Source organism: Ponticaulis koreensis DSM 19734 (assembly GCF_000420665.1).
Lineage (GTDB): Bacteria > Pseudomonadota > Alphaproteobacteria > Caulobacterales > Hyphomonadaceae > Ponticaulis > Ponticaulis koreensis.
The window spans coordinates 433,841-452,709 of record NZ_ATVJ01000001.1 but is presented as its reverse complement, the minus strand read 5'-3'; the positions used below and the strand labels follow the sequence as shown (position 1 = coordinate 452,709).

General features: G+C 56.1%; 20 protein-coding genes. 9 read left to right on the top strand and 11 right to left on the bottom strand.

What is annotated here, in order from left to right; genetic code table 11:
* Positions 1 to 15: 15 nt before the first annotated feature.
* Genes G523_RS20025 through G523_RS0102420 form a run of 3 tightly spaced genes read right to left on the bottom strand, consistent with a single transcriptional unit; the run spans position 16 to position 1,805 of the window.
* Complete coding sequence (locus tag G523_RS20025) at positions 16 to 531, bottom strand: CC0125/CC1285 family lipoprotein (protein WP_022693430.1); 516 nt, start codon at positions 529 to 531, stop codon at positions 16 to 18.
* Entirely contained in the window at positions 521 to 1,315 is a 795-nt protein-coding gene (locus G523_RS0102425) for an anti-sigma factor (protein WP_022693429.1), read from the bottom strand. The genes G523_RS20025 and G523_RS0102425 overlap by 11 nt, the downstream gene beginning before the upstream one ends.
* Positions 1,308 to 1,805: an RNA polymerase sigma factor gene (locus G523_RS0102420; RefSeq protein WP_022693428.1), complete on the bottom strand. Its 498-nt coding sequence runs from the start codon at positions 1,803 to 1,805 to the stop codon at positions 1,308 to 1,310. Before G523_RS0102420 ends, G523_RS0102425 begins: the two co-directional genes overlap by 8 nt.
* Positions 1,806 to 1,906: 101 nt before the next feature.
* Between G523_RS0102420 and G523_RS20020 the strand changes: the two genes are divergently transcribed.
* A complete protein-coding gene (locus tag G523_RS20020) occupies positions 1,907 to 3,346 on the top strand; it encodes a S8 family serine peptidase (protein ID WP_162141017.1) in 1,440 nt (479 codons plus the stop codon).
* Between the two features lies 1 nt (position 3,347).
* Here G523_RS20020 and G523_RS0102410 read toward each other — a convergent pair whose 3' ends face one another.
* The 4 genes from G523_RS0102410 to G523_RS0102395 form a co-directional block, all read right to left on the bottom strand.
* Positions 3,348 to 4,268 carry an outer membrane beta-barrel protein gene (locus tag G523_RS0102410; protein WP_022693426.1) on the bottom strand — a complete coding sequence of 307 codons (921 nt, stop codon included), beginning with the start codon at positions 4,266 to 4,268 and terminating at the stop codon, positions 3,348 to 3,350.
* A gap of 74 nt (positions 4,269 to 4,342) precedes the next feature.
* Positions 4,343 to 5,155, bottom strand: a complete 813-nt coding sequence (locus tag G523_RS0102405; protein ID WP_022693425.1) for a hypothetical protein — start codon at positions 5,153 to 5,155, stop codon at positions 4,343 to 4,345.
* A 96-nt stretch (positions 5,156 to 5,251) separates the two neighbouring features.
* Positions 5,252 to 5,581, bottom strand: coding sequence for a cell division protein ZapA (locus G523_RS0102400; protein ID WP_022693424.1), 330 nt, complete (start codon positions 5,579 to 5,581; stop codon positions 5,252 to 5,254).
* A 19-nt stretch (positions 5,582 to 5,600) separates the two neighbouring features.
* A complete protein-coding gene (locus G523_RS0102395; protein ID WP_022693423.1) occupies positions 5,601 to 5,879 on the bottom strand; it encodes a DUF4164 family protein in 279 nt (92 codons plus the stop codon).
* Between the two features lie 137 nt (positions 5,880 to 6,016).
* Here G523_RS0102395 and tkt point away from each other — a divergent pair, with 137 nt between their 5' ends.
* The 7 genes from tkt (at position 6,017) to G523_RS0102360 (ending at position 14,778) form a co-directional block, all read left to right on the top strand.
* Entirely contained in the window at positions 6,017 to 7,996 is a 1,980-nt protein-coding gene (gene tkt, locus G523_RS0102390; protein WP_027441390.1) for a transketolase, read from the top strand.
* A gap of 253 nt (positions 7,997 to 8,249) precedes the next feature.
* Positions 8,250 to 9,962, top strand: coding sequence for an alpha/beta hydrolase (locus tag G523_RS0102385; RefSeq protein WP_022693421.1), 1,713 nt, complete (start codon positions 8,250 to 8,252; stop codon positions 9,960 to 9,962).
* 169 nt (positions 9,963 to 10,131) lie between these two features.
* The gene (locus G523_RS0102380) at positions 10,132 to 10,638 is read left to right on the top strand and encodes a 1-acyl-sn-glycerol-3-phosphate acyltransferase (RefSeq protein WP_022693420.1); all 507 of its coding nucleotides are present in this window, start codon (positions 10,132 to 10,134) and stop codon (positions 10,636 to 10,638) included.
* A 136-nt stretch (positions 10,639 to 10,774) separates the two neighbouring features.
* A complete protein-coding gene (gap, locus tag G523_RS0102375; RefSeq protein ID WP_022693419.1) occupies positions 10,775 to 11,782 on the top strand; it encodes a type I glyceraldehyde-3-phosphate dehydrogenase in 1,008 nt (335 codons plus the stop codon).
* Between the two features lie 204 nt (positions 11,783 to 11,986).
* Positions 11,987 to 12,622 (top strand): class I SAM-dependent methyltransferase, encoded by a 636-nt coding sequence (locus tag G523_RS0102370; protein ID WP_022693418.1) that lies wholly within the window; start codon positions 11,987 to 11,989, stop codon positions 12,620 to 12,622.
* Positions 12,623 to 12,625: 3 nt separating this feature from the next.
* Positions 12,626 to 13,822, top strand: coding sequence for a phosphoglycerate kinase (locus G523_RS0102365; RefSeq protein ID WP_022693417.1), 1,197 nt, complete (start codon positions 12,626 to 12,628; stop codon positions 13,820 to 13,822).
* Positions 13,823 to 13,887: 65 nt separating this feature from the next.
* Positions 13,888 to 14,778, top strand: coding sequence for a fructose bisphosphate aldolase (locus G523_RS0102360; protein ID WP_022693416.1), 891 nt, complete (start codon positions 13,888 to 13,890; stop codon positions 14,776 to 14,778).
* 264 nt (positions 14,779 to 15,042) lie between these two features.
* On the opposite strand, the gene G523_RS0102355 is transcribed toward G523_RS0102360, so the two are convergent.
* The 4 genes from G523_RS0102355 to G523_RS0102340 form a co-directional block, all read right to left on the bottom strand.
* Positions 15,043 to 15,411, bottom strand: a complete 369-nt coding sequence (locus G523_RS0102355) for a hypothetical protein (RefSeq protein WP_022693415.1) — start codon at positions 15,409 to 15,411, stop codon at positions 15,043 to 15,045.
* Positions 15,412 to 15,413: 2 nt separating this feature from the next.
* The gene (locus G523_RS0102350) at positions 15,414 to 17,108 is read right to left on the bottom strand and encodes a S41 family peptidase (RefSeq protein ID WP_022693414.1); all 1,695 of its coding nucleotides are present in this window, start codon (positions 17,106 to 17,108) and stop codon (positions 15,414 to 15,416) included.
* Positions 17,109 to 17,203: 95 nt separating this feature from the next.
* A complete protein-coding gene (locus G523_RS0102345; protein WP_022693413.1) occupies positions 17,204 to 17,617 on the bottom strand; it encodes a VOC family protein in 414 nt (137 codons plus the stop codon).
* Positions 17,618 to 17,639: 22 nt separating this feature from the next.
* Positions 17,640 to 18,122 carry a VOC family protein gene (locus tag G523_RS0102340; RefSeq protein ID WP_022693412.1) on the bottom strand — a complete coding sequence of 161 codons (483 nt, stop codon included), beginning with the start codon at positions 18,120 to 18,122 and terminating at the stop codon, positions 17,640 to 17,642.
* A 90-nt stretch (positions 18,123 to 18,212) separates the two neighbouring features.
* Here G523_RS0102340 and thiE point away from each other — a divergent pair, with 90 nt between their 5' ends.
* Positions 18,213 to 18,869 (top strand): thiamine phosphate synthase, encoded by a 657-nt coding sequence (gene thiE, locus G523_RS0102335; RefSeq protein WP_022693411.1) that lies wholly within the window; start codon positions 18,213 to 18,215, stop codon positions 18,867 to 18,869.

Genomic DNA, 18,869 nt, shown 5'->3' with positions numbered 1-18,869 from the left:
GGCCGGGGTTTTTTGTTATTGGCTGTCGTCTTCTGAAAGCGAGGAATACACTTCCGACGCATCATAGAGCGACGGGCTCACGCGAGCGTCTTTGTCAGACATGACGATGTCGAGTTCGACCAGGCTTTCCTCGCGTTCAAAGCGTGTCGTGCCTCCAACTCCGGCCTGATGAATAACCGTGCTCTGACAGCTCAAAAGTCCGCAGCGTTGCGCGACCACAGGCGCAGCCGGGTAGGCGCTGTGATAGGTGTCGCTCTCGCGGTCGCGCGTTCCGATCTGAGAGACGATTTCGAATGTCTGAAAGCCGTTGAGAAGCGTGAGCTCAGCTGCGCGGCGTAGCGCGAGCGTGCGGGCTTCTTCCAGTTCGTCATTGCGCACGCGATAACGCACCAGATACCGGTCTGCTTCCAGCTGGGTTTCAGAATAACCGGAGGATCGGTCGTTCCGGGCCTGAGTATAGTCCGGCGCGCTTGCGCAGGCTGAGAGGGCAATACCTGCGGCTAGCAGAATGGCGGTAAGTTTATTCGACATCAGTCATCTCCTCGCGCGTTACCCAGCCTTGTTCCATCAGGGCGGTTTCTTCATTGGTGCCCAGAGGGGCGCCCGTCATGGTCTCATCCAGAAAAGCTTCAATCGCGTCGCCTGCCGGGCCGCTTGCCGTCGTGAATGGGCCACCTGTAGGCTGGTCGCTCACCGGCGTTGCTTCGGCTATGCGCAGCTCCCAGCCATCAGGCGTCATGCAGGCAACAAACCGCGTGGTTTCGGATGCGCTGGTCGCATCCATCAATCGGCAGGCCTCATTATCCGCAAGATAGCTGAAGCGCGGCTGGAACTCTGTGCCCGACACGGTGAACACCTCTCCGCCGCGTGCTGACGCGATTGAGCTGCCAAGCTCGGAGTTTGCCGTGATTACAGTGCCAGCGGAAAGGTCGGGCAGTGCGTTCGAACCGCTGCCCATCAGTTGCGGAATGAAGGATGCAACCGCAATACCTATCACTGCGCAGGCGGCGAGCGCACTGTGACGCTCCACAAACTGCATGCCGCGGCGCCAGCCCGGAAACAGGATAACCTGTCCCTTGTCTGAGGCTTCAAGTTTTCGAACTGTGTGACTGAGGCTGTCGCTCATCGGCGCGCTATCAATCTCGCCGACAGTTTCGATGTAGTCTGAGTCAGCGAGTGCGAGGGCTTCAACGCGTTCGGCAACGCGTTCGTCGCTGACGATCAGCGCTTCGATTTCAGCACGGGCCAGCTCGCCGAGCTCGTCATCCAGAAACGCGCTGAGACGTGCGTCGAGGTCTTTTGGCAGATCAGTCATGATATCCCACCTTGTCTGCGATCATGGCACGGGCGCGCCCAAGGCGGCTCATCACCGTGCCGATAGGAATGTTCAGTTGAGCAGCCGCGTCTTTATAGCTCGCGCCGCCAATGGCGATTATGGTCAGGACTTCGCGATACGTATCCGGCAGAGCTGCAATCGCATCTTTCGTGCGCGCAAACATAATGGACGCGCTGGCGACCTGTTCGCTGGATACGGTTTCGGGTTGTGCCCCTGAAAGTTCCGGCACCGCATCCTGACGAACTTTTTTCGCGCGCAGTCCGTCAATCCAGAGATTGCGGCAGACGCGGAACATCCATTTCTTCAGATCGGCATCATCGGGAACGCCGCGTGCAAGTACGCGCTCGATTGCGGACTGGACGAGATCGTCAGCGTCCGTCGCATCTCGTGTGAGCGAGAAGGCAAAGCGCCGGACATGCGGCACAGCCTCCAGGATTTCACGTTCAAGATCAGGTTTTTTGTTCATCATGCTGCACTGACGGACCGTATGTGTTCTTATTCCCGCCACTGTGAAATTTTTTTGGTTCTGTCCCGTCTCTATGTCATGTGACTAAGATGATGGAGCGCCGTGTGCCAGTGATATCTCTTTTTGCGGGAGCCAGACGCATCGGTTTCGGGCTCGCCGCCTGTACCTGTCTGACCGCCATTCCCGCTGCTCATGCCCAGCTTCTGCCTGGCGTGACCGACCGGGTGGAAGACAGGCTGTCCGACCAGATCCAGCGCCCGATAGAAGACCGTCTTCAGAATCTCGATAACGTGCTGGACGATCTTCCAGAGCGGGTCGTCGATGGCGAGTTGGGTGAGGTGCTGACCGACCGTGTGCTGAGTTCTGATCGCATCGGCAATACGCTGGACGCCACGCGCGAGCTGACAGGAGGCGTCGTCTCCGGCGTTCGCGAAACCGTCAGTCAGGTGCGCCCGAGACGTGCCATCGAGATTGACCGTTTCGATGGCTGGCCGGTCATGCGCAATGAGTGGATCGTGATGGTGCCGACAAGCGCGGTCGATGAGCTTGCTGCCCTGTCTTTGGATATTCTCGAGGAGACCGATCTTGGGTCGGTGTCTCAAACGCTGCTTGTCGTGCAGTTTCCTGATGATCCGACGACGCGCCACCAGATAGAAGCAGAACTTTCCGCACTTGATGGTCAGATTGTGGAGCGCAACCATGTCTTCCGCCGTGCAGCTCTGGATGAGCCACAGGCTGATATATCCGAGGATGTGCGCCCCGGCGCAGCACCCATGACATTCGAAGGTGCGGTTGGAGGCCTGCGCATCGGCATGGTCGATACCGATATTGAAGAGGGGCATCCTCTGCTTCAGACTCTGGAATTGACCGAGGCAGACTTTGTCAGTCATGGCGCGCTTCGCCCGACGGGGCATGGTACGTCCGTTGCCTCAGTTTTGTCTCGTCATGCGACCGTGCAAAGATCGCCGGAGCTCTTAGGGGCTTCGGTATTTTTTCTGGATAGCGACGGCACGACAGGCGCCACAACGGCAAGCCTGATCGAAGCAATCGACTGGATGATTATGGAAGGCGTTGATCTCATCAATTTCAGCCTGACGGGGCCGCCAAATGCGGCGCTGGAAAGTATGATTCAGAGCGCACAGGCGCGTGGCATCGTCGTGGTGGCCGCAGTTGGAAATGAAGGCCCGGCATCTGGCCCGCTTTATCCGGCAGCCTATGAGGGCGTTATCGGTGTCACAGCAGTGAACGCAAATGGCGTTCCTTATCGCTGGGCCAATCGCGGACCTTATGTCGATATTGCTGCAGAAGGGGTCAATGTCCTGGTCGCCGCGCCTGATGGCGGCGAGCAGCGGGACTCGGGAACATCGCTTGCGGCTCCAATTGTCTCTGCATTTCTGGCAGGATGGGTTGAGGATGCTGAGTTTTCCGCAGTCGATGAGGCAGAAAATCGCCTGATCCGCGCCGTAGGCTGGACGCAGGATCAGGCTAAGGATGAGGCCATCGGCTATGGGGTGCTGATGATAGCCCCAAGGAAGGAAGACTGACCTAAAAGCTAGCTCGAAGTCTTAGCTCGGCAACGTGCTCATCGTAATCGGCACTTGGCAGGTTCGATTGGCGGTCGCGATAGCTGTAGTCGACGTCGAGCGCGAGCGGGCCGGCGAGTTCAAACTCCAGACCCGTTTGCGCAGATAGGATGTCGTCACTGCGGGCGTCACTGATCAGCGGATCCACGCCGTCATACTCCCGGCTTTCATAGCCTCCACCAATGCGAAGCTCCGCAGATCGGTCCAGAACCGTAAAGTCCTGATTATAGCGCGCATCAACGCTCATGCCGGTGAAGTCAAACAGATCTGAATTTGCGTCTTCTTCGCGGACGCGCCCGGTGAGGGAGACATACTGCGATGCGCCATCGATGAAGTAATAAACGTCGCCGCGCAGGCCCTGTCCTTCGGCGTCGCGGGCATCGTCAGTCTGGAAATCCTTGTCTGTGAATTCCAGAGCGCCGCGCAGGAAAACACGGTCACCGGCCAGATGCGTCACGTACGGCGAAATCTGCTGATAGTTCAGATAGCCTTCGCTATCGAGGCGTGCATGGACATAGTTGTAGAGAACGCCGACTTCCACGACATCAAAATCATAGACAGCTTCCAGCGAACCCCGGTGTGTCTGCAGGGAAAACTGATAGAAGTCCTGATAGCTGGTATGGGCGAGTTCATAGCCTGCGCGCAGTGTCAGGCGCTCGCTTGCATCTGCTTCAACATTACCTTCCAGGCTGAACAGATAGGAGAGGTCACCTTCACCTGTTGTCTGGTCAAGCTCCGGAATGCCGACATTGGAATCAGAGCCAATGCCTGCGCTTACAGAACCAGAAAACGTGACCGGATCGTCTTGCGCGATGGCCGGTTGGGCGAGGGCGGTCAAAAGGCAAAGTGCGCCTATGCGCCGATATGGGATCGGACGTTTCATGAAGTCTACTCCGGTATAATCTGTCAGGGGAAAGGCCGGCGCGGGGGAGCGCCGGCCACTGCTGCTCTCGGGGGTTAGAGCGGCAGGTTGTTTCTGATGTCGTTCACAACGTTCTCGCGGATATCAGAGCCGATATCTGTCGCGAGAGCTTCGCGAATGGTTGCCCCGATCTCGCCGGCAATTTCAGCATTCACAGTGCCCGCAAGGTCGCCTGCAATGTCTGCGCTGACGGCATCATTGATTGTGGCGGACAGGTTTGAAGCGACGTCACCGGAAATCTCGCCAGCGATTTCAGTTGCGACCGGCAGATCGCCCGCACCGCTAAGATCCGGCACAGAGTCGTCGGCCAGACCCGTGATTGTCGCAGAACCGGCGGCTGCGCGTGAGCTCGTCGCTTCGAGCGTGCCGTTCAGCGCGCCTTCAGCCTGCGCTGAAACCATGCGCGTCGTTTCGGCAGCGCCTTCAACGGTTGCTTCGCCGTCTTCGATTGCGCCATTGATCGCGGCTTCGCTCTGGCGTTCTGCCGTTACAACGAAGCTAGTGCTTTCGCCGAGGACCCGGCCCGAGGTTTCACCTGCAAGCGTTACTGTGCGTTCGGCTGCCCCTTCTGCAGCGATGCTTGCTTCATCGGTCATGCCTGGCGAAACCGACGTGTCTGTGTCTGCGTCACCTTCGGCTTCGGCTGAGCGTTCTACACCTTCTGGCGACACGGACGCTTGTGCGTCGGCATTCCCTTCGGCGGTGACCGTTGTTGTGACGGCGTTATTGGTTGCTGTTGCTGAACCGGCACCGCTCGCAGAAACATCTACGGATACAGATTGCGCCTGAGCTTGAAAGCCAAGCACTGCTGCGAGTGTCAGTGTCGAAATGGAAACTGTCTTAAGCATCACACACTCCTTCGTCATCGTGTTGATGCTGGAGTGACGTGGTAGCTGATGTTTTATTCCGGCGTGTTTGGAAAAATTCCGGAACGCACAGTTATCTTAGCCTGCCTGATCGACGCGGTCCGCAATCTGGTTGATGCGTGCGGCAGCCTCTGAAAGTGCCGCCGCAGCGGTGCGCTCGACCAGCGTGATACGATTGTCGAGATCGGCAAACTCGGAATCACTTCCTTCGCCGCTCTCAAGTTCGTCGATGAGCGAAAGCCCAGCAGCAACGAGCAGGCGGGTATCGCCGACATCGCCAATAGCAGAGACTAGCGCTTCCAGACGTTCGTTCAGCTTTTCGCCGAGCGCGATGAGACGCGGTTCCTGACCCTCCGCACATGCGATGGAGTAGGTTTTGCCGCGAATGACGATATCAGCTTTGGACATGAGCGTTCAGCAATCCTGCTTAAGTGTTCTGTGGCTGGGCCTGCATGGCCGCTTTGACTTCTGCAATCGCAACGCCGAGCGCTTTGGAGGCTTCGTCAGCCAGCGCTTCAAGTTCGCGTTCTCTTGCGCGTGAGGCATCAAGGTCTTCTGCCAGTTTTGCACGGTCGCGGCGCAGCGCTTCGGCTTCAGCCTGCATGATGCGCCCGGGAGCGTGTCTGTCAGTCAGGGACTCAACACTATTTTCGAGGCGGCGTAGGGCAGCCTCGAGGTCTGAAACGGCGTCTTTTAACTGGGTCATGGCCTTTTGCCGCCGAAATTAACTTCAAGAATCACAGGCATTATTCCCAAAAATGCAGTTCAGAGCAAATATCAAGCCTTGACGTAACGGGCCAGACTCAGTTTGTGCGCGGTAACGCTGCTCAAAGGAATAATGACATGTCCTCTTCCCCCGCTTCCCATCAGGATATGGCTAATGCGATCCGTGCACTTTCTATGGACGCTGTCGAGAAGGCTGCAAGTGGTCACGTCGGCATGCCGCTCGGCATGGCGGACGTCGCAACCATTCTGTACACCAAACATCTGAAGTATGATCCGAAGGCGCCTAAATGGGCTGACCGCGACCGGTTCGTCCTGTCAGCGGGCCACGGCTCCATGCTCATCTACTCTCTCCTGTATCTGACAGGATATGAGAGCGTTTCTCTGAGCGATATTGAAAACTTCCGCCAGCTTGGCGCGGCTACTCCGGGCCACCCGGAAAACTTCGTGACCGAAGGCGTAGAGACAACAACCGGCCCACTCGGTCAGGGTATCGCAACGGCTGTCGGTATGGCGATCGCCGAGCGTCACCTGAATGCGAAATTCGGTGATGACGTTGTCGACCACAATACATGGGTGATCGCTGGCGATGGCTGCCTCATGGAAGGTGTTAGCCAGGAAGCGATTACGCTTGCGGGCCATATGAAGCTCAACAAGCTGATCGTGCTCTGGGACGATAACAACGTTACGATCGATGGCACGCTCGACGTGGCCGACGAAACAGACCAGATCAAACGCTTTGAAGCTGCGGGCTGGGCTGTTGCGGCGATTGACGGTCACGACCCGACCGCGATTGATCAGGCACTTGAGTGGGCGAAATCATCTGACCGCCCGGTCATGATCGCCTGCAAAACACGCATTGGGTACGGCGCGCCGACAATCGAAGGCACAGGCAAAGCCCATGGCGGGCCTTACGGTGCGTCCGAAATCGAAGGCATTCGCAAGAATATCGGCTGGGACCACGCACCATTCGTTGTGCCGGAAGATGTCCTCTCAACATGGCGTGAAGCAGGCGCTCGCGGCGCAGCGACACGTAGAGAATGGGAAGGTCGTCTGGCTGCATCTGACAAACAGGCTGAGTTCACTGCAGCTATGGATCGTGTGATCCCTGCAGAACTCGCTGACGTCATGAAGGCGCACAAACAGGCTGTGTCTGACGGTCAGGAAAAGAAGGCGACACGTCAGTGGTCTGGCGCTGCGCTGGAAGCCGCTACCAAGGTTCTGCCAACCATGATTGGCGGGTCTGCTGACCTCACAGGTTCCAACAACACCAAGACAAGCTCGACCGGTCCTCTGACATCCGGCGATTATGCTGGTCGCTACATCCACTATGGTGTGCGCGAGCACGGCATGGCGTCTGCGATGAATGGTATGTCGCTGCATGGCGGTGTAATTCCTTACTCCGGCACATTCTTCGTCTTCTCTGACTATTCCCGCGCTGCGATCCGTCTTGGCGCTCTGATGGGCACGCCTGTCATCCACGTGATGACACACGACTCAATCGGTCTTGGCGAAGATGGTCCGACCCACCAGCCGGTTGAGCATCTCGCAAGCTTCCGCGCTATGCCGAACATCAACGTCTTCCGCCCTGCTGACGGCGTTGAGACGGCTGAATGCTGGGAATTGGCGCTCGCACGCACAGACGGCCCGAGCATGATGGTTCTGACCCGTCAGGGCCTCGCTCCGGCACGTTCCGGCGACGTGTCAGAGAACAAGTCTGCCAAAGGTGGTTATGTCCTTTCAGAAGCCGAAGGCGATGCGCAGCTTGTAATCGTTGCGACAGGCTCTGAAGTCGAGATTGCACTCGCTGCTCAGGAGAGCCTGAAAGCTGAGGGCATCGCAGCACGCGTTGTGTCTCTGCCTTGCTGGGAAATCTTCGCCGAGCAGGACGAGGCTTACATTGACGACGTTCTGGGCGGTGACCTGCCTAAGCTCGCAGTTGAAGCCGGTGTTCGCACGGGCTGGGATCAGTGGATCGGCCGTAAAGGCGGCTTCGTCGGCATGAACTCGTTTGGCGCGAGCGCGCCTTACAAAGACCTGTTCAAGCATTTTGGCATCACAGCCGAAGGCGTTGTGGCTTCGGCCAAAGCACTGGTCTGATACGTAGTTATCTGAATTTCGAAGGCGCTCCGTTCCATGACGGGGCGCCTTTTTCGTTTCTGGACGACCGGCCAAAAAAAGAACGCGTCCCTTTTTATAGGAACGCGTTTCAGAGCGAGAGCGCGGACAGAGCGAATGTCGCGCTTCGAGAGTGTTTTTTTAGGCACGTCCCCCGCAGGACCAGCTTTTGACAGTTGAAAACTACATCGCGATGCGCTTGTCATATGTCATGTGACATATGGGGTGACATTTCATGGAAGATCTTCGCGAGGAAGACTTTGAAATCGTAGCACAAAGCTATCGTGTGATCAGCGACGCGGACGCTTTCGACGGGCTCGTTGCAGCCTGGCAGGACCGTCTCGATAAAGCTGGCGGCGAGAATAGCTCATCAGGAATTAGCGGCTTCGCTAACCAGTTATTCCAGCACATTGAGAAAGCGGACAAACTTGCGAGCGAAGTGCCCACGGCGCTTGCAAACGATCCGGTAGATCGCTTGCTCGCTGATGGTTCGTTCGCAACACTCGTCGTTTCCGCAGAGCAGTATGTGCTGGGCACGAACGAGCAATGGACCACGCGGTTTGGCCACAATCAGGGCCAGAAGATCGGTGAAGATTGGTTGGCTGCCGATTCGGTAGAAACCTTCCGTACCGTGCTTCGTAACCTGAAAAATCGCGGCAATCTCCAGCATGGTATGGTACGCATTTGCACGGCCGATATGGATGAACGCATCGCCGAGATATTTCCCGTTGAGCCTCGCAACGGTCGTGATGTTCATGCGATTGCTATTCGGGTTCTGGATCCGGAATGGACACCGTCCGTCAGAAACGGAATTATCGAGGCGTTTGGTCTGACGGACGCCGAAGCTGAGGTCTGCCAGGCTTTGTTCCGGTTGCGTGATACAACGGCAATCGCCGAGGAGCGCAACACATCAGCCCGCACGGTTCGTCTGCAGCTGGCATCTGTATTCCAGAAAACCCGGGCATCTTCACAGGTCGATCTCGTTCGGCTTCTCTCGCTCATCTGTGTTCGAATGACGAAAAAAGATGAGACGAGTATTCCTGTATGGCGCGATCCTTACGGTCGCGAACGTGTCTTCAAGACGCCGTCAGGGCGCAAGCTTGCTTATTCCTGGCTTGGCGCGAAAGACGGCGTACCGGTTATCCTGCTTCACGGGCACTCCGTCGGCATTACCCTGTCCGAGGAGGCGGACCGCTATTATCGGGAAATAGGTGTGCGTCTGATCACGTTCTCACGTCCGGGCTTTGGCAATAGCGAAGCGCGCTACGACATGCCTGTGATCGATGATTTTATTGAAGCAATCAACGATCTGCATACGCACCTGAATGTTGGAAAGCTGTACTTTGTGGCGCACACTTTCACCGGTATGGGCGTGGCGCGTTTTGGAACACTGTATCCTGAGAAAGTTGGCGGTTTGATTTCCGTCGGGGGTTTCTTTCCCATGTATGACAAATCCCGGCGCAGGCATTTGCCTTTCATACACAACACCTTTCTGGATCTCGTGGAGAAGGCGCCATGGGCTGCGCGTATGCTTGCGCGGGCCGGTCAGCGCATCATGTACGAGAAAGGGCTCGACTGGTACCTTACGCGGGCCTACGGACACTCCAAAGCTGACCAGCAGATCATGAACCACCCTGTGTATCGCGCGCTGCTTCGTAATGCCTGCGCGCACGGCATCAGTCAGGGGCCGGAAAGTTTTATACGTGAGTTTGAGTTCGCCCATTATGATGGCTTTCCGGAGTTTTCACGGTTCCAGAAACCTGTGCGCCTGATCGTCGGAGAGAATGACCATCAGATGATCCCGGAGCGTATCAAAGAGTTTATGGACGTGCATCCGGCGACGCATCTGACGATTGTTCCAGATTGCGGTGAACTTGTCGTTTATAAGGGCTGGCGAGAGATTGCAGAGATGGTTCGAGATCTCGTGCCAGAGGCCAGATCGACTTAAATATAGTCTCCTCTTCTCTCTGCCGGACAAACCCGATACGCTTATTGCAAGATAATAAAATCAGGGCAGGAGACCTCAGCTGGAATACGATAATCCGCACATCGGTGCGCGTTCGCCGCGTAAAGGTAATGCTTTCACACGCTGGATCGGCTCGACGGGGCTGAAACTGATGGGCTGGAAGATTTCAGGCAAGCTTCCAGATGAACCCAAAATCATTCTGATTGGCGCTCCGCACACCTCAAACTGGGATGCGCTGGCAGCGACGTTCTCCATGCTGTCTATCGGGCTGCACTACACCATCCTTGTAAAGAAGGAGTGGTTCTTCTGGCCTATGGGAATACTCTTTCGCGCTGTTGGTGGCCATCCGGTTGATCGCAGCGGTAATGCGCGTGCAACAGTTGACCAGATGATTGATCTGATCGAGAGCCGTGATGAAGTCGTTGTCGGCTTTCCACCTGAAGGCACGCGGTCCAAAGTCGACAAATATAAGAGCGGATATCTGCGCGTGTCCTATGCGACGGGCCTGCCGGTTTTCCTTGCTGCTTTTGATGGCATTGGCAAACGGGTTGTACTGGACCGCTTCATGGACCTGACCGGCGACCTTGAAACCGACAATGCCAGTATCAAGGCCTATGTCGATGCGACATGGACCGGCATCCACCCCGAGAAGCAGTGATCCATCACGCGCGTTTGACAGGGTTAAGCAAAGTTTCATCCCGTCATCACTGGACCTTCACCCAATCTGGGTCTAGAGAACGCGCAAATTCCGTTCCGTGGGGGAACACTCGTTTTGTAACTTACTGGAGGTAAGAATGGCAGTTCGCGTCGCGATTAATGGTTTTGGACGTATTGGTCGACTGGTTCTCCGCTCTATCATCGAGCACAACCGTGATGACATTAAAGTTGTCGCAATCAACGATCTCGGTCCGGTCGCGACAAACGCGCACCTCCTGCAGTTCGACTCCGTACACGGCAAACTTCCGGTTCCTGTAGAAGTTGACGGCGAAACCATCAAAGCTGGCAATCAGGAATTCCTGTGCACAGCTGTTCGTGACCCGAAAGAGCTGCCATGGCGCGAAATGGATGTTGATATCGCTCTCGAGTGTACTGGCATCTTCACGGCGCGCGACAAAGCTGCAATGCACCTTGAAGCTGGCGCAAAGCGCGTCCTGGTTTCTGCTCCGGCATCTGGCGCTGACAAGACAATCGTTTACGGTGTGAACCATGACACGCTGACGAAAGACGACCTCGTTGTTTCCAACGCGTCTTGCACAACCAACTGCCTCTCTCCAGTGGCGAAAGTCCTCAACGACGCGATCGGCATTGAGCGCGGCATGATGACAACCATCCACTCCTACACAGGTGACCAGCCTACGCTCGACCGTATGCATGGCGACCTGTACCGTGCACGTGCGGCTGCAATGTCCATGATCCCGACATCTACAGGCGCGGCGAAAGCTGTAGGCCTCGTTCTGCCGGAACTGAATGGCAAGCTGGACGGCTTCTCCATGCGCGTTCCTACACCGAACGTGTCTGTTGTTGACCTGAAGTTCATCGCGAAGAAAGACACAACAGTCGACGAGATCAATAACGCGATCAAAGCGGCGGCTGACGGCGCTCTGAAAGGCGTTCTCGGCTATACATACGCGCCGAACGTTTCAACTGACTTCAACCATGACGACCACTCTTCCATCTTCCACATGGAACAGACCAAAGTCATGGACGGCAATTTCTGCTCTGTTCTCAGCTGGTATGACAATGAGTGGGGCTTCGCGACCCGCATGTCTGATACAGCAGTTGCTATGGCAAAGCTTATCTAGTTTCAGCGTTTAGGCTGACCTGATCAGAAGCCCGGTACGTTTTGCGTGCCGGGCTTTGTGTTTTGGGCCTCATCGAAGAATCCGCATGTCTTGCATGCAAAATGCATGAAATAGGCGGTTTCAATTGTCCCATGTGCTGGACATTACGCCATTGTGAGGTATGTCTCACGCCGGTATCTGGGTTGAGTTAAGCGGGGGCGTATCTTGTCTCAAGGCATTCCAAAGGAATTCTGGGACGCAAGATTTTCGGAAGACGGTTTTGCCTATGGCGATCGTCCAAGCCGCCTGTTGCTCGGCTGGTCCGACCTTATCGCTTCAAATTGCAAAACAGCGCTTGTGCCTGCGTCCGGCCAGGGACGTGATGCGGTCTTTCTGGCTGAACTTGGCCTTGATGTGACAGCCGTTGATATTTCACCTGTCGGCCTGGAGCGTACAGCTGAACTTGCAGCCCGCAAGGGTGTGTCCGTGAAAACCATTGAAGCAGATCTGTTTGCCTGGGCATGGCCAGAGGCCAAATTTGACCTTGTGGCATCCATGTTTGCCCATGTGCCATCTGCAGTCCGTCCGCACCTTCATTCTCATTTTTCAAAGTCGCTCGCACCGGGCGGCTTTGTCTTTTTGGAAGGGTTCACTAAGGACCAGATCGGATATCAGGAAAAATACCAGTCTGGCGGACCGCCGGACGTCGACATGCTCTACAGCGCGGGAGATATCCGCTCTGATTTCGAGGGCCTTCGCGAAGAGTCTCTGCTGACAGGCATTGAGCGACTCGAAGAGGGTCCTTATCACACAGGCCCGGCAGCATTACTGCGCGCGGTTTTTACAAAAGCAGGGAATTGATGAATGGCTGATTTTAACCGCATTGACGACGCAGGCGATCTGACTGGCAAAACGGCACTGGTTCGTGTCGATTTCAACGTGCCAATGGCGGACGGCAAAGTCAGCGATGATACGCGTCTGGTTTCAGCGGTGGACACAGTAAACGCTCTGCGCGGCAAGGGCGCGAAAGTAGCGCTTCTGGCGCACTTTGGTCGTCCAAAAGGTGAGCGCGTGCCTGAGATGAGTCTCGCGCCTATCGCACCGGCTTTCGCGCAAGTGATCGGCCAACCGGTTTCGTTTTATGAAGATTGCAAAGGCGAGGGCGCTAAAGCGGCGATTGATGCTCTGGACGAAACCGGCATCATTCTTCTGGAAAACACACGCTACTATAAAGGCGAAGAGAAGAACGATCCGGAGCTGGCCGCTGAAATGGCAAAGCTCGGCGATATTTTCGTGTCCGACGCCTTCTCTGCTGCGCACCGTGCGCACGTATCTACAGTGGGTCTCGCAGATCACCTTCCGGCCTATGCGGGTAAGAGCATGGAGCGCGAGCTTGATGCGCTGAACGCTGCGCTCGGCGCGCCGGAGCGTCCGGTTGTGGCGGTTGTTGGCGGCGCGAAAGTCTCCTCCAAGATTGATCTTCTGAAGAACCTCGTTGCGAAAGTGGATTACCTCGTCATTGGCGGCGGTATGGCGAACACCTTCCTCGCGGCGCGCGGCACTGATGTCGGCAAGTCACTGTGCGAGCATGACCTTGCTGACACGGCTAAAGAGATCGAAGTCAATGCCAAAGCTGCTGGCTGCGAGCTGGTTCTGCCGGTTGATCTGGTCTGCGCCAAAGAGTTCGCCGCGAATGCGCCAAACCGCATTTGTAGCCTGCCGGAAGTCGAAGCAGACGAGATGATCCTTGATGCGGGCCCGGCCACTGTGACCCGTATTGAAACGGTTATGGATGCCGCAAAGACCCTTATCTGGAACGGCCCGCTGGGCGCGTTCGAAATCGAGCCATTCGATGCAGCGACAGTAGCGGCGGCTCAGGCTGCTGCGGATCGCTGTGAAAAAGGCTCTCTCATCGCTGTTGCAGGCGGCGGTGACACAGTTGCTGCGCTGAACCATGCAAAGGCAGCAGACCGCTTCACCTTCATCTCCACCGCGGGTGGCGCATTCCTTGAATGGATGGAAGGCAAAGCGCTTCCGGGTGTAGAGGCACTCAAGAAATAATAGCGGCAGGTTTCACTGTCAGAACGATACTCACTTCATAGTCACATAAGCAGGGACATAAGACGATGAACGCAGAAATGGCCAAACAGGCTGCAGAAAAAGACGGCTTTATTGCAGCGCTCGACCAATCAGGTGGTTCGACACCAAAAGCGTTGCGCCTTTATGGTGTTGAGGAAAGCGCTTACTCCAATGATGAGGAAATGTTTGGTCTCATCCACGACATGCGTACGCGTATCATCAAGTCTCCAGCCTTCACAGGCGAGAAAGTTATTGGCGCAATTCTGTTCGAACGCACAATGGACGGCGATATTGATGGCACACCAACAGCCGAGTATCTCTGGAATGAGTGCGGCGTTGTTCCATTCCTGAAAATCGATAAAGGCCTCGCGGACGAAGAAAACGGCGTTCAGGTCATGAAGCCAAACCCGGGCCTAGACAAGCTGCTTGAGAAAGCCGTGTCCAAAGGCATTTTTGGTACAAAAATGCGTTCTAACATTAACTCTGCAAATGCGGGTGGCGTTGCAGCAGTTGTTGAGCAACAGTTCGAAGTTGGCAAGCAGATCCTCGCTGCCGGCCTGATGCCGATCATCGAGCCAGAAGTGAACATCAACGCGCCGGACAAGGCTGAAGCTGAAGACATTCTGCTCGCGGAAATCACAAAGCAGCTCGACGCTCTGCCAGAAGGCACGCAGGTTATGCTGAAGCTCACTCTGCCAGAAACACCTAACCATTATAAGCCGCTTGTAGACCACCCGGCTGTGATGCGTGTGGTGGCTCTGTCTGGCGGTTATTCCCGCGAAGATTCAAACGCAAAGCTCGCGCAGAACACAGGCGTTATCGCAAGCTTCTCCCGCGCACTGACTGAAGGTCTTTCCGCGCAGCAGTCTGACGAAGAGTTCAACTCCATGCTCGCAGAGACAATCGACGCGATCTGCGAGGCGTCAAAAGCAGGCTGATAGTTAAGCCTTGCTTGAGGAACCAATCGTTCCTTCAGAATTGAGAAACCCCTCACCGCGCTGGTGAGGGGTTTTTTGTATCTAGCGGGTGAGGTGACCACCCTGTGACAGATCGCGGAACGCGCTCCATAATGTGGTCGGGTCGCTTTGAGTGCCAAAGCGAATACCTGCGCTGGATGTCGATTTTCCTCTCATAGTCTGCTCCTTATTCTGATTGCAGACCCTGTCTTTAATTTCTCAAGTCAGGTTGAGATCAAAAGGATTTTACCCGGCCTCGCCCGTATAGGGCGCGCAAGTTACGCCCTGAAGTGTGCGGACCAAATCGCCGTCCTGATCAACGAGGACACACGCTCCGTCACGCAGCTCCAGCCCGTAGCTTGTCGGTAGCGCTGGATTATTGCCTTCAAACGGTCCGGCGGGTGGAGGTAGGATCGTTACAATAGGCGTAACCAGCGGATCATCGGCGCCGAGCTCAACATTGGCCCGGCCGGTCATCTCGCGAAGCTCTGCCATGAGCGGCGCCAGTTCAGCGTCGCTGGCCAGAATGGCTGGCACGGGCGCGCCGCCGACGGAATGCGCGCAGGCGGTAAGGCTCGCCAACGCCGTCATGAATGCAAAACCGGCTTTCATCATGATCAGTTCACTCCGGTCAGGTCGCGGCTATTCTCAAGAATATCGCGGGCTTCGGTGAAGGGTGATGTGCGAATAGCAAGTTGCTGGCCCGGAATCCGGTCGAACACGGTCTCCGGTGAACCTGGCGCAACGCCGGTAGATGCCGAAGACGAGAATGGCACAGGCGGGCAGGCATTGTTCTCGGCGTAATAGAGCGCCGTTTCCAACAGGTTCTCGCCTGCTGTGCCGAGCGGGTTCGACAGGTCATCAGCGACAGTACAGCCCGGTAGGCGTTCACCGAAGGCAAAGCTGTTATCCTGTGGCACGAAGCCGTCCGCATAATCGCCAAAGCCGACATTGTTCACGCCCTGAAACTGGATCGTGTAGAAGGTCGTGCCGCAATTGTCTGTCGGATAAAAGCCATAAGGCTTACCGCAGGTAATATCGCCGATCAGTACGACTTCGATACCTACGCCGCGCAGGCCGTTGATAACTGCTTCGCTGGCACTGCATGTGCCTCCTGTTGAGAGAATGAAAACGCGCGGCAGATCCAGTGAGGGCAGAGGCGTTCCATTCGGCAGAGAGAAGCCAAGGCCCGTTGCGTAGAATGGGATAGGGCTATTCACCTGACCTGTGACTGGATTGCGGTTTCCGGCGTCATCATTGAACTGGAGCAGTTCGAATGTCTGGCCAGTCGTCGGGGTTGGGCCAGCCACCATATAGGAGAGCTGTGACGCTACGGCCAGAAGCCCGCCACTATTATAACGAAGGTCGAGAACGAGGTCTGTCACATTGCCGTCTGCCATAGTCTGGATGGCGTCGCGGATCGCCTCTTCGGACGTTGTCGGGCTAAAGGTATTGAACAGGATATAGCCGATCTTGTTCGCGCCCTGATCAATGATCTCGGTCCGGTTCACCGGCGATGGCGCAATATTGGCTGACGTGACGGTGACGGTGCGGGCTGTCTCACCGACATCGCGCACAACAAATGTGTGCGACTCTCCGGCGGTTGCCGGAAACAGACCGGCATTCAGAATATCAACGTCAGCCTGACTGCCGCCATTGACGACGTCTACGCCGTCAATCTGTAGAATCTGGGCGCCGCGCTGGAATGGGGCTTCACCGCTGACTGGTGTGGAGGCTGGTGAGTTTGGCTCGGTAAACACGACGCGCACATCGCGAGGTGGCGCAGAAGCGTATATTGCGAAGCGGGCGCCATAACCAGCTGTAGGAGCCGCCGTGCGCTGCGCCAGATAATCTTCGGTTGATTGATAGAAGTGGAAGTCGTCTTTGTCCTCGCCGGATGGCGTGGTCTCGGTTGTGCGCAGCACGTCGAAATAGGCTTCAGGATTTGAGAAGTTGTACGGGTTCTGGTCCGTCACTTCGTCATTCCAGAGATAGGTTTCTTCGGTCCAAGAGCGTAACCAGAACAGCTCGTCGCCAAGTGTGCCCTGAACATCCGTGTAAGGATTGCCTTCAATATCCACGCCCACGCGCGGCACTTCGCACTGGTCTTTAAAAGTGCTCGCTGCAGGAAAGACACCGCGCGTATAGGTCGGCTGCGACTGAGTTGGCGTCGGTGTAGGCGTCGGCGTTGGTGTCGGAACAGGAACGGGCGCAACAGTTGTGCCGCCACCACCTCCGCCGCCGCTACACGCGGTCAGTAATCCTGCGAAAAGGGCGATCGTCAGAAGGGATGGCTTTAGGCCCGGGCGCATTTTGGAATGTCCTGTTCAACAATACTGTAAAACAGAAACGTTAGTGCGACGGACGCTCAAGTAAACCGGAATTGACCGTTCCCACTGAGATTTGATCACTCGGCAGGGGTGTATGACTGTAGAAGTTCAATCAGATAGCCGTCAGGGTCGCGTGCGAAGCCGATGATCGCATTGTGGATTTCAGGTACGCGTTCAGGCTCTTTCACGACCTGATAGCCCGCGTCTCGGATCGCTTTTGCCGTTTCCATCACATTGGCAAATTGGAAGACGAGCTTCACCGGCAGGCGTGTGACGTTTCGATCCTTGCCATCGGTGAATTTCATCAGGACGACTTTATGGTCCGCGCCCGGATACTGCAGCACAACTTCTTCCATGTTCGGCAATGAAATGCGGTTCACTTCATCAAGCCCCAGAACATCGCGGTAAAAGGCGGTGGAGACTTCCAGATCACTGACAGCAATGCCCATCGCAAAGAGCCGCGACTGCATAAGTGTTTGTGTATCCGCCATGAAAGCCTCCCCTGAGTGTTCGTTATGGCTGAGTTGGCAGAATTTCGATCAGATATCCATCCGGATCGCGGGCAAAACCGACAATTGCACCACCTACCTCTGCGGAAGGTATCGGCTCGCGTACAATCTCGTAGCCGGCCGCACGGATATTGGCTGCAAGCGCTGCAGGGTCAGGAACGCGCAGAACGATCTTCACAGGCAGATTAGTGACATTGCGCTCAATCCCATCCGTGTATTCCATAAGCACAATTGCGCTGCCGCCATTTGGCGCGACGAGGACGATCTCGTCCATGTAGTCGATCTCGAATGTGGCGATGGCGCGCATGCCTAGCGTGTCCTGATAGAAGGCCATGCTTGTTTCGAGGCTGGTGACACCAATGCCGACAGCCGAAACTGCGATGTCGACATTCGGAGTTGGAATTGTTTCGGCTTCCTGCGCTGTGGATGTGCAGCCAGCGGCCAGAAGGGCTGCCGTGAACAGGCCCGTTTTCAGAATATATTTCATGATACCTCCCTATATTTATCTCAGCTTTATACGCTGCAGAGAATACGACAAGACTTGACCGTCAGGGTATTTTCGCTTTCTGACTGCGGGATGGACCATCGCACCCGCCTTTATCTCATCACGCCTCCTGTCATCGCTGATCTTGGGGCGTTCGAAACCGATCTTTTCAGCGCGCTCGACGCGGGCGATGTCGCCTGTTTGCAGGTGCGGCTGAAGGGAGCGGACGGGACGAGTGTCGACGTTGATGCGACGCGCCGGTTTGGCGAAAAGCTCATTGAGAAAGTTCAGGCGCGCGATGTCGCAATCATTATCAATGATCGCGCAGATCTCGCCGCCGAGCTTGGAGCGGACGGCGTGCATATCGGCCAGTCCGACGGCACCTTCAAAGACGCCAAGAAATGGGTGGGCGAGCACGGAATTGTTGGCGTGACCTGTCATGATAGCCGTCATCTGGCGATGGTGGCTGGCGAGCAGGGCGCAGACTATGTCGCCTTTGGTGCTTTCTATCCGACAGAAACAAAAGAGGCGCCGACACAGGCTGAACCTGAACTCCTCACCTGGTGGCAGGAAATGATGGAGCTTCCTTGCGTTGCCATTGGCGGTATTACGCCAGCCAATGCAGAGCCTCTGGTTCAGGCTGGCGCAGATTTTCTCGCGGTCTCCGGTGGTGTCTGGAAGCACGAAGCAGGAGCAGCCGCTGCGGTAGCTGAACTGAACGCGATCTTTGATCGGGCCGCTGGCGCTTAA

Bases quoted from the DNA above. Each gene is read 5' to 3' on its own strand.
- G523_RS20025 (WP_022693430.1), bottom strand. From the start codon at position 531: ATGTCGAATAAACTTACCGCCATTCTGCTAGCCGCAGGTATTGCCCTC.
- G523_RS0102405 (WP_022693425.1), bottom strand. From the start codon at position 5,155: ATGCTTAAGACAGTTTCCATTTCGACACTGACACTCGCAGCAGTGCTT.
- G523_RS0102410 (WP_022693426.1), bottom strand. From the start codon at position 4,268: ATGAAACGTCCGATCCCATATCGGCGCATAGGCGCACTTTGCCTTTTG.
- thiE (WP_022693411.1), top strand. From the start codon at position 18,213: ATGGACCATCGCACCCGCCTTTATCTCATCACGCCTCCTGTCATCGCT.
- G523_RS0102345 (WP_022693413.1), bottom strand. From the start codon at position 17,617: ATGGCGGATACACAAACACTTATGCAGTCGCGGCTCTTTGCGATGGGC.
- G523_RS0102340 (WP_022693412.1), bottom strand. From the start codon at position 18,122: ATGAAATATATTCTGAAAACGGGCCTGTTCACGGCAGCCCTTCTGGCC.
- G523_RS0102400 (WP_022693424.1), bottom strand. From the start codon at position 5,581: ATGTCCAAAGCTGATATCGTCATTCGCGGCAAAACCTACTCCATCGCA.
- gap (WP_022693419.1), top strand. From the start codon at position 10,775: ATGGCAGTTCGCGTCGCGATTAATGGTTTTGGACGTATTGGTCGACTG.
- G523_RS0102420 (WP_022693428.1), bottom strand. From the start codon at position 1,805: ATGATGAACAAAAAACCTGATCTTGAACGTGAAATCCTGGAGGCTGTG.
- G523_RS0102385 (WP_022693421.1), top strand. From the start codon at position 8,250: ATGGAAGATCTTCGCGAGGAAGACTTTGAAATCGTAGCACAAAGCTAT.
- G523_RS0102425 (WP_022693429.1), bottom strand. From the start codon at position 1,315: ATGACTGATCTGCCAAAAGACCTCGACGCACGTCTCAGCGCGTTTCTG.
- G523_RS0102365 (WP_022693417.1), top strand. From the start codon at position 12,626: ATGGCTGATTTTAACCGCATTGACGACGCAGGCGATCTGACTGGCAAA.
- G523_RS0102380 (WP_022693420.1), top strand. From the start codon at position 10,132: ATGGGCTGGAAGATTTCAGGCAAGCTTCCAGATGAACCCAAAATCATT.
- G523_RS0102350 (WP_022693414.1), bottom strand. From the start codon at position 17,108: ATGCGCCCGGGCCTAAAGCCATCCCTTCTGACGATCGCCCTTTTCGCA.
- tkt (WP_027441390.1), top strand. From the start codon at position 6,017: ATGTCCTCTTCCCCCGCTTCCCATCAGGATATGGCTAATGCGATCCGT.
- G523_RS0102355 (WP_022693415.1), bottom strand. From the start codon at position 15,411: ATGATGAAAGCCGGTTTTGCATTCATGACGGCGTTGGCGAGCCTTACC.
- G523_RS0102395 (WP_022693423.1), bottom strand. From the start codon at position 5,879: ATGACCCAGTTAAAAGACGCCGTTTCAGACCTCGAGGCTGCCCTACGC.
- G523_RS0102360 (WP_022693416.1), top strand. From the start codon at position 13,888: ATGAACGCAGAAATGGCCAAACAGGCTGCAGAAAAAGACGGCTTTATT.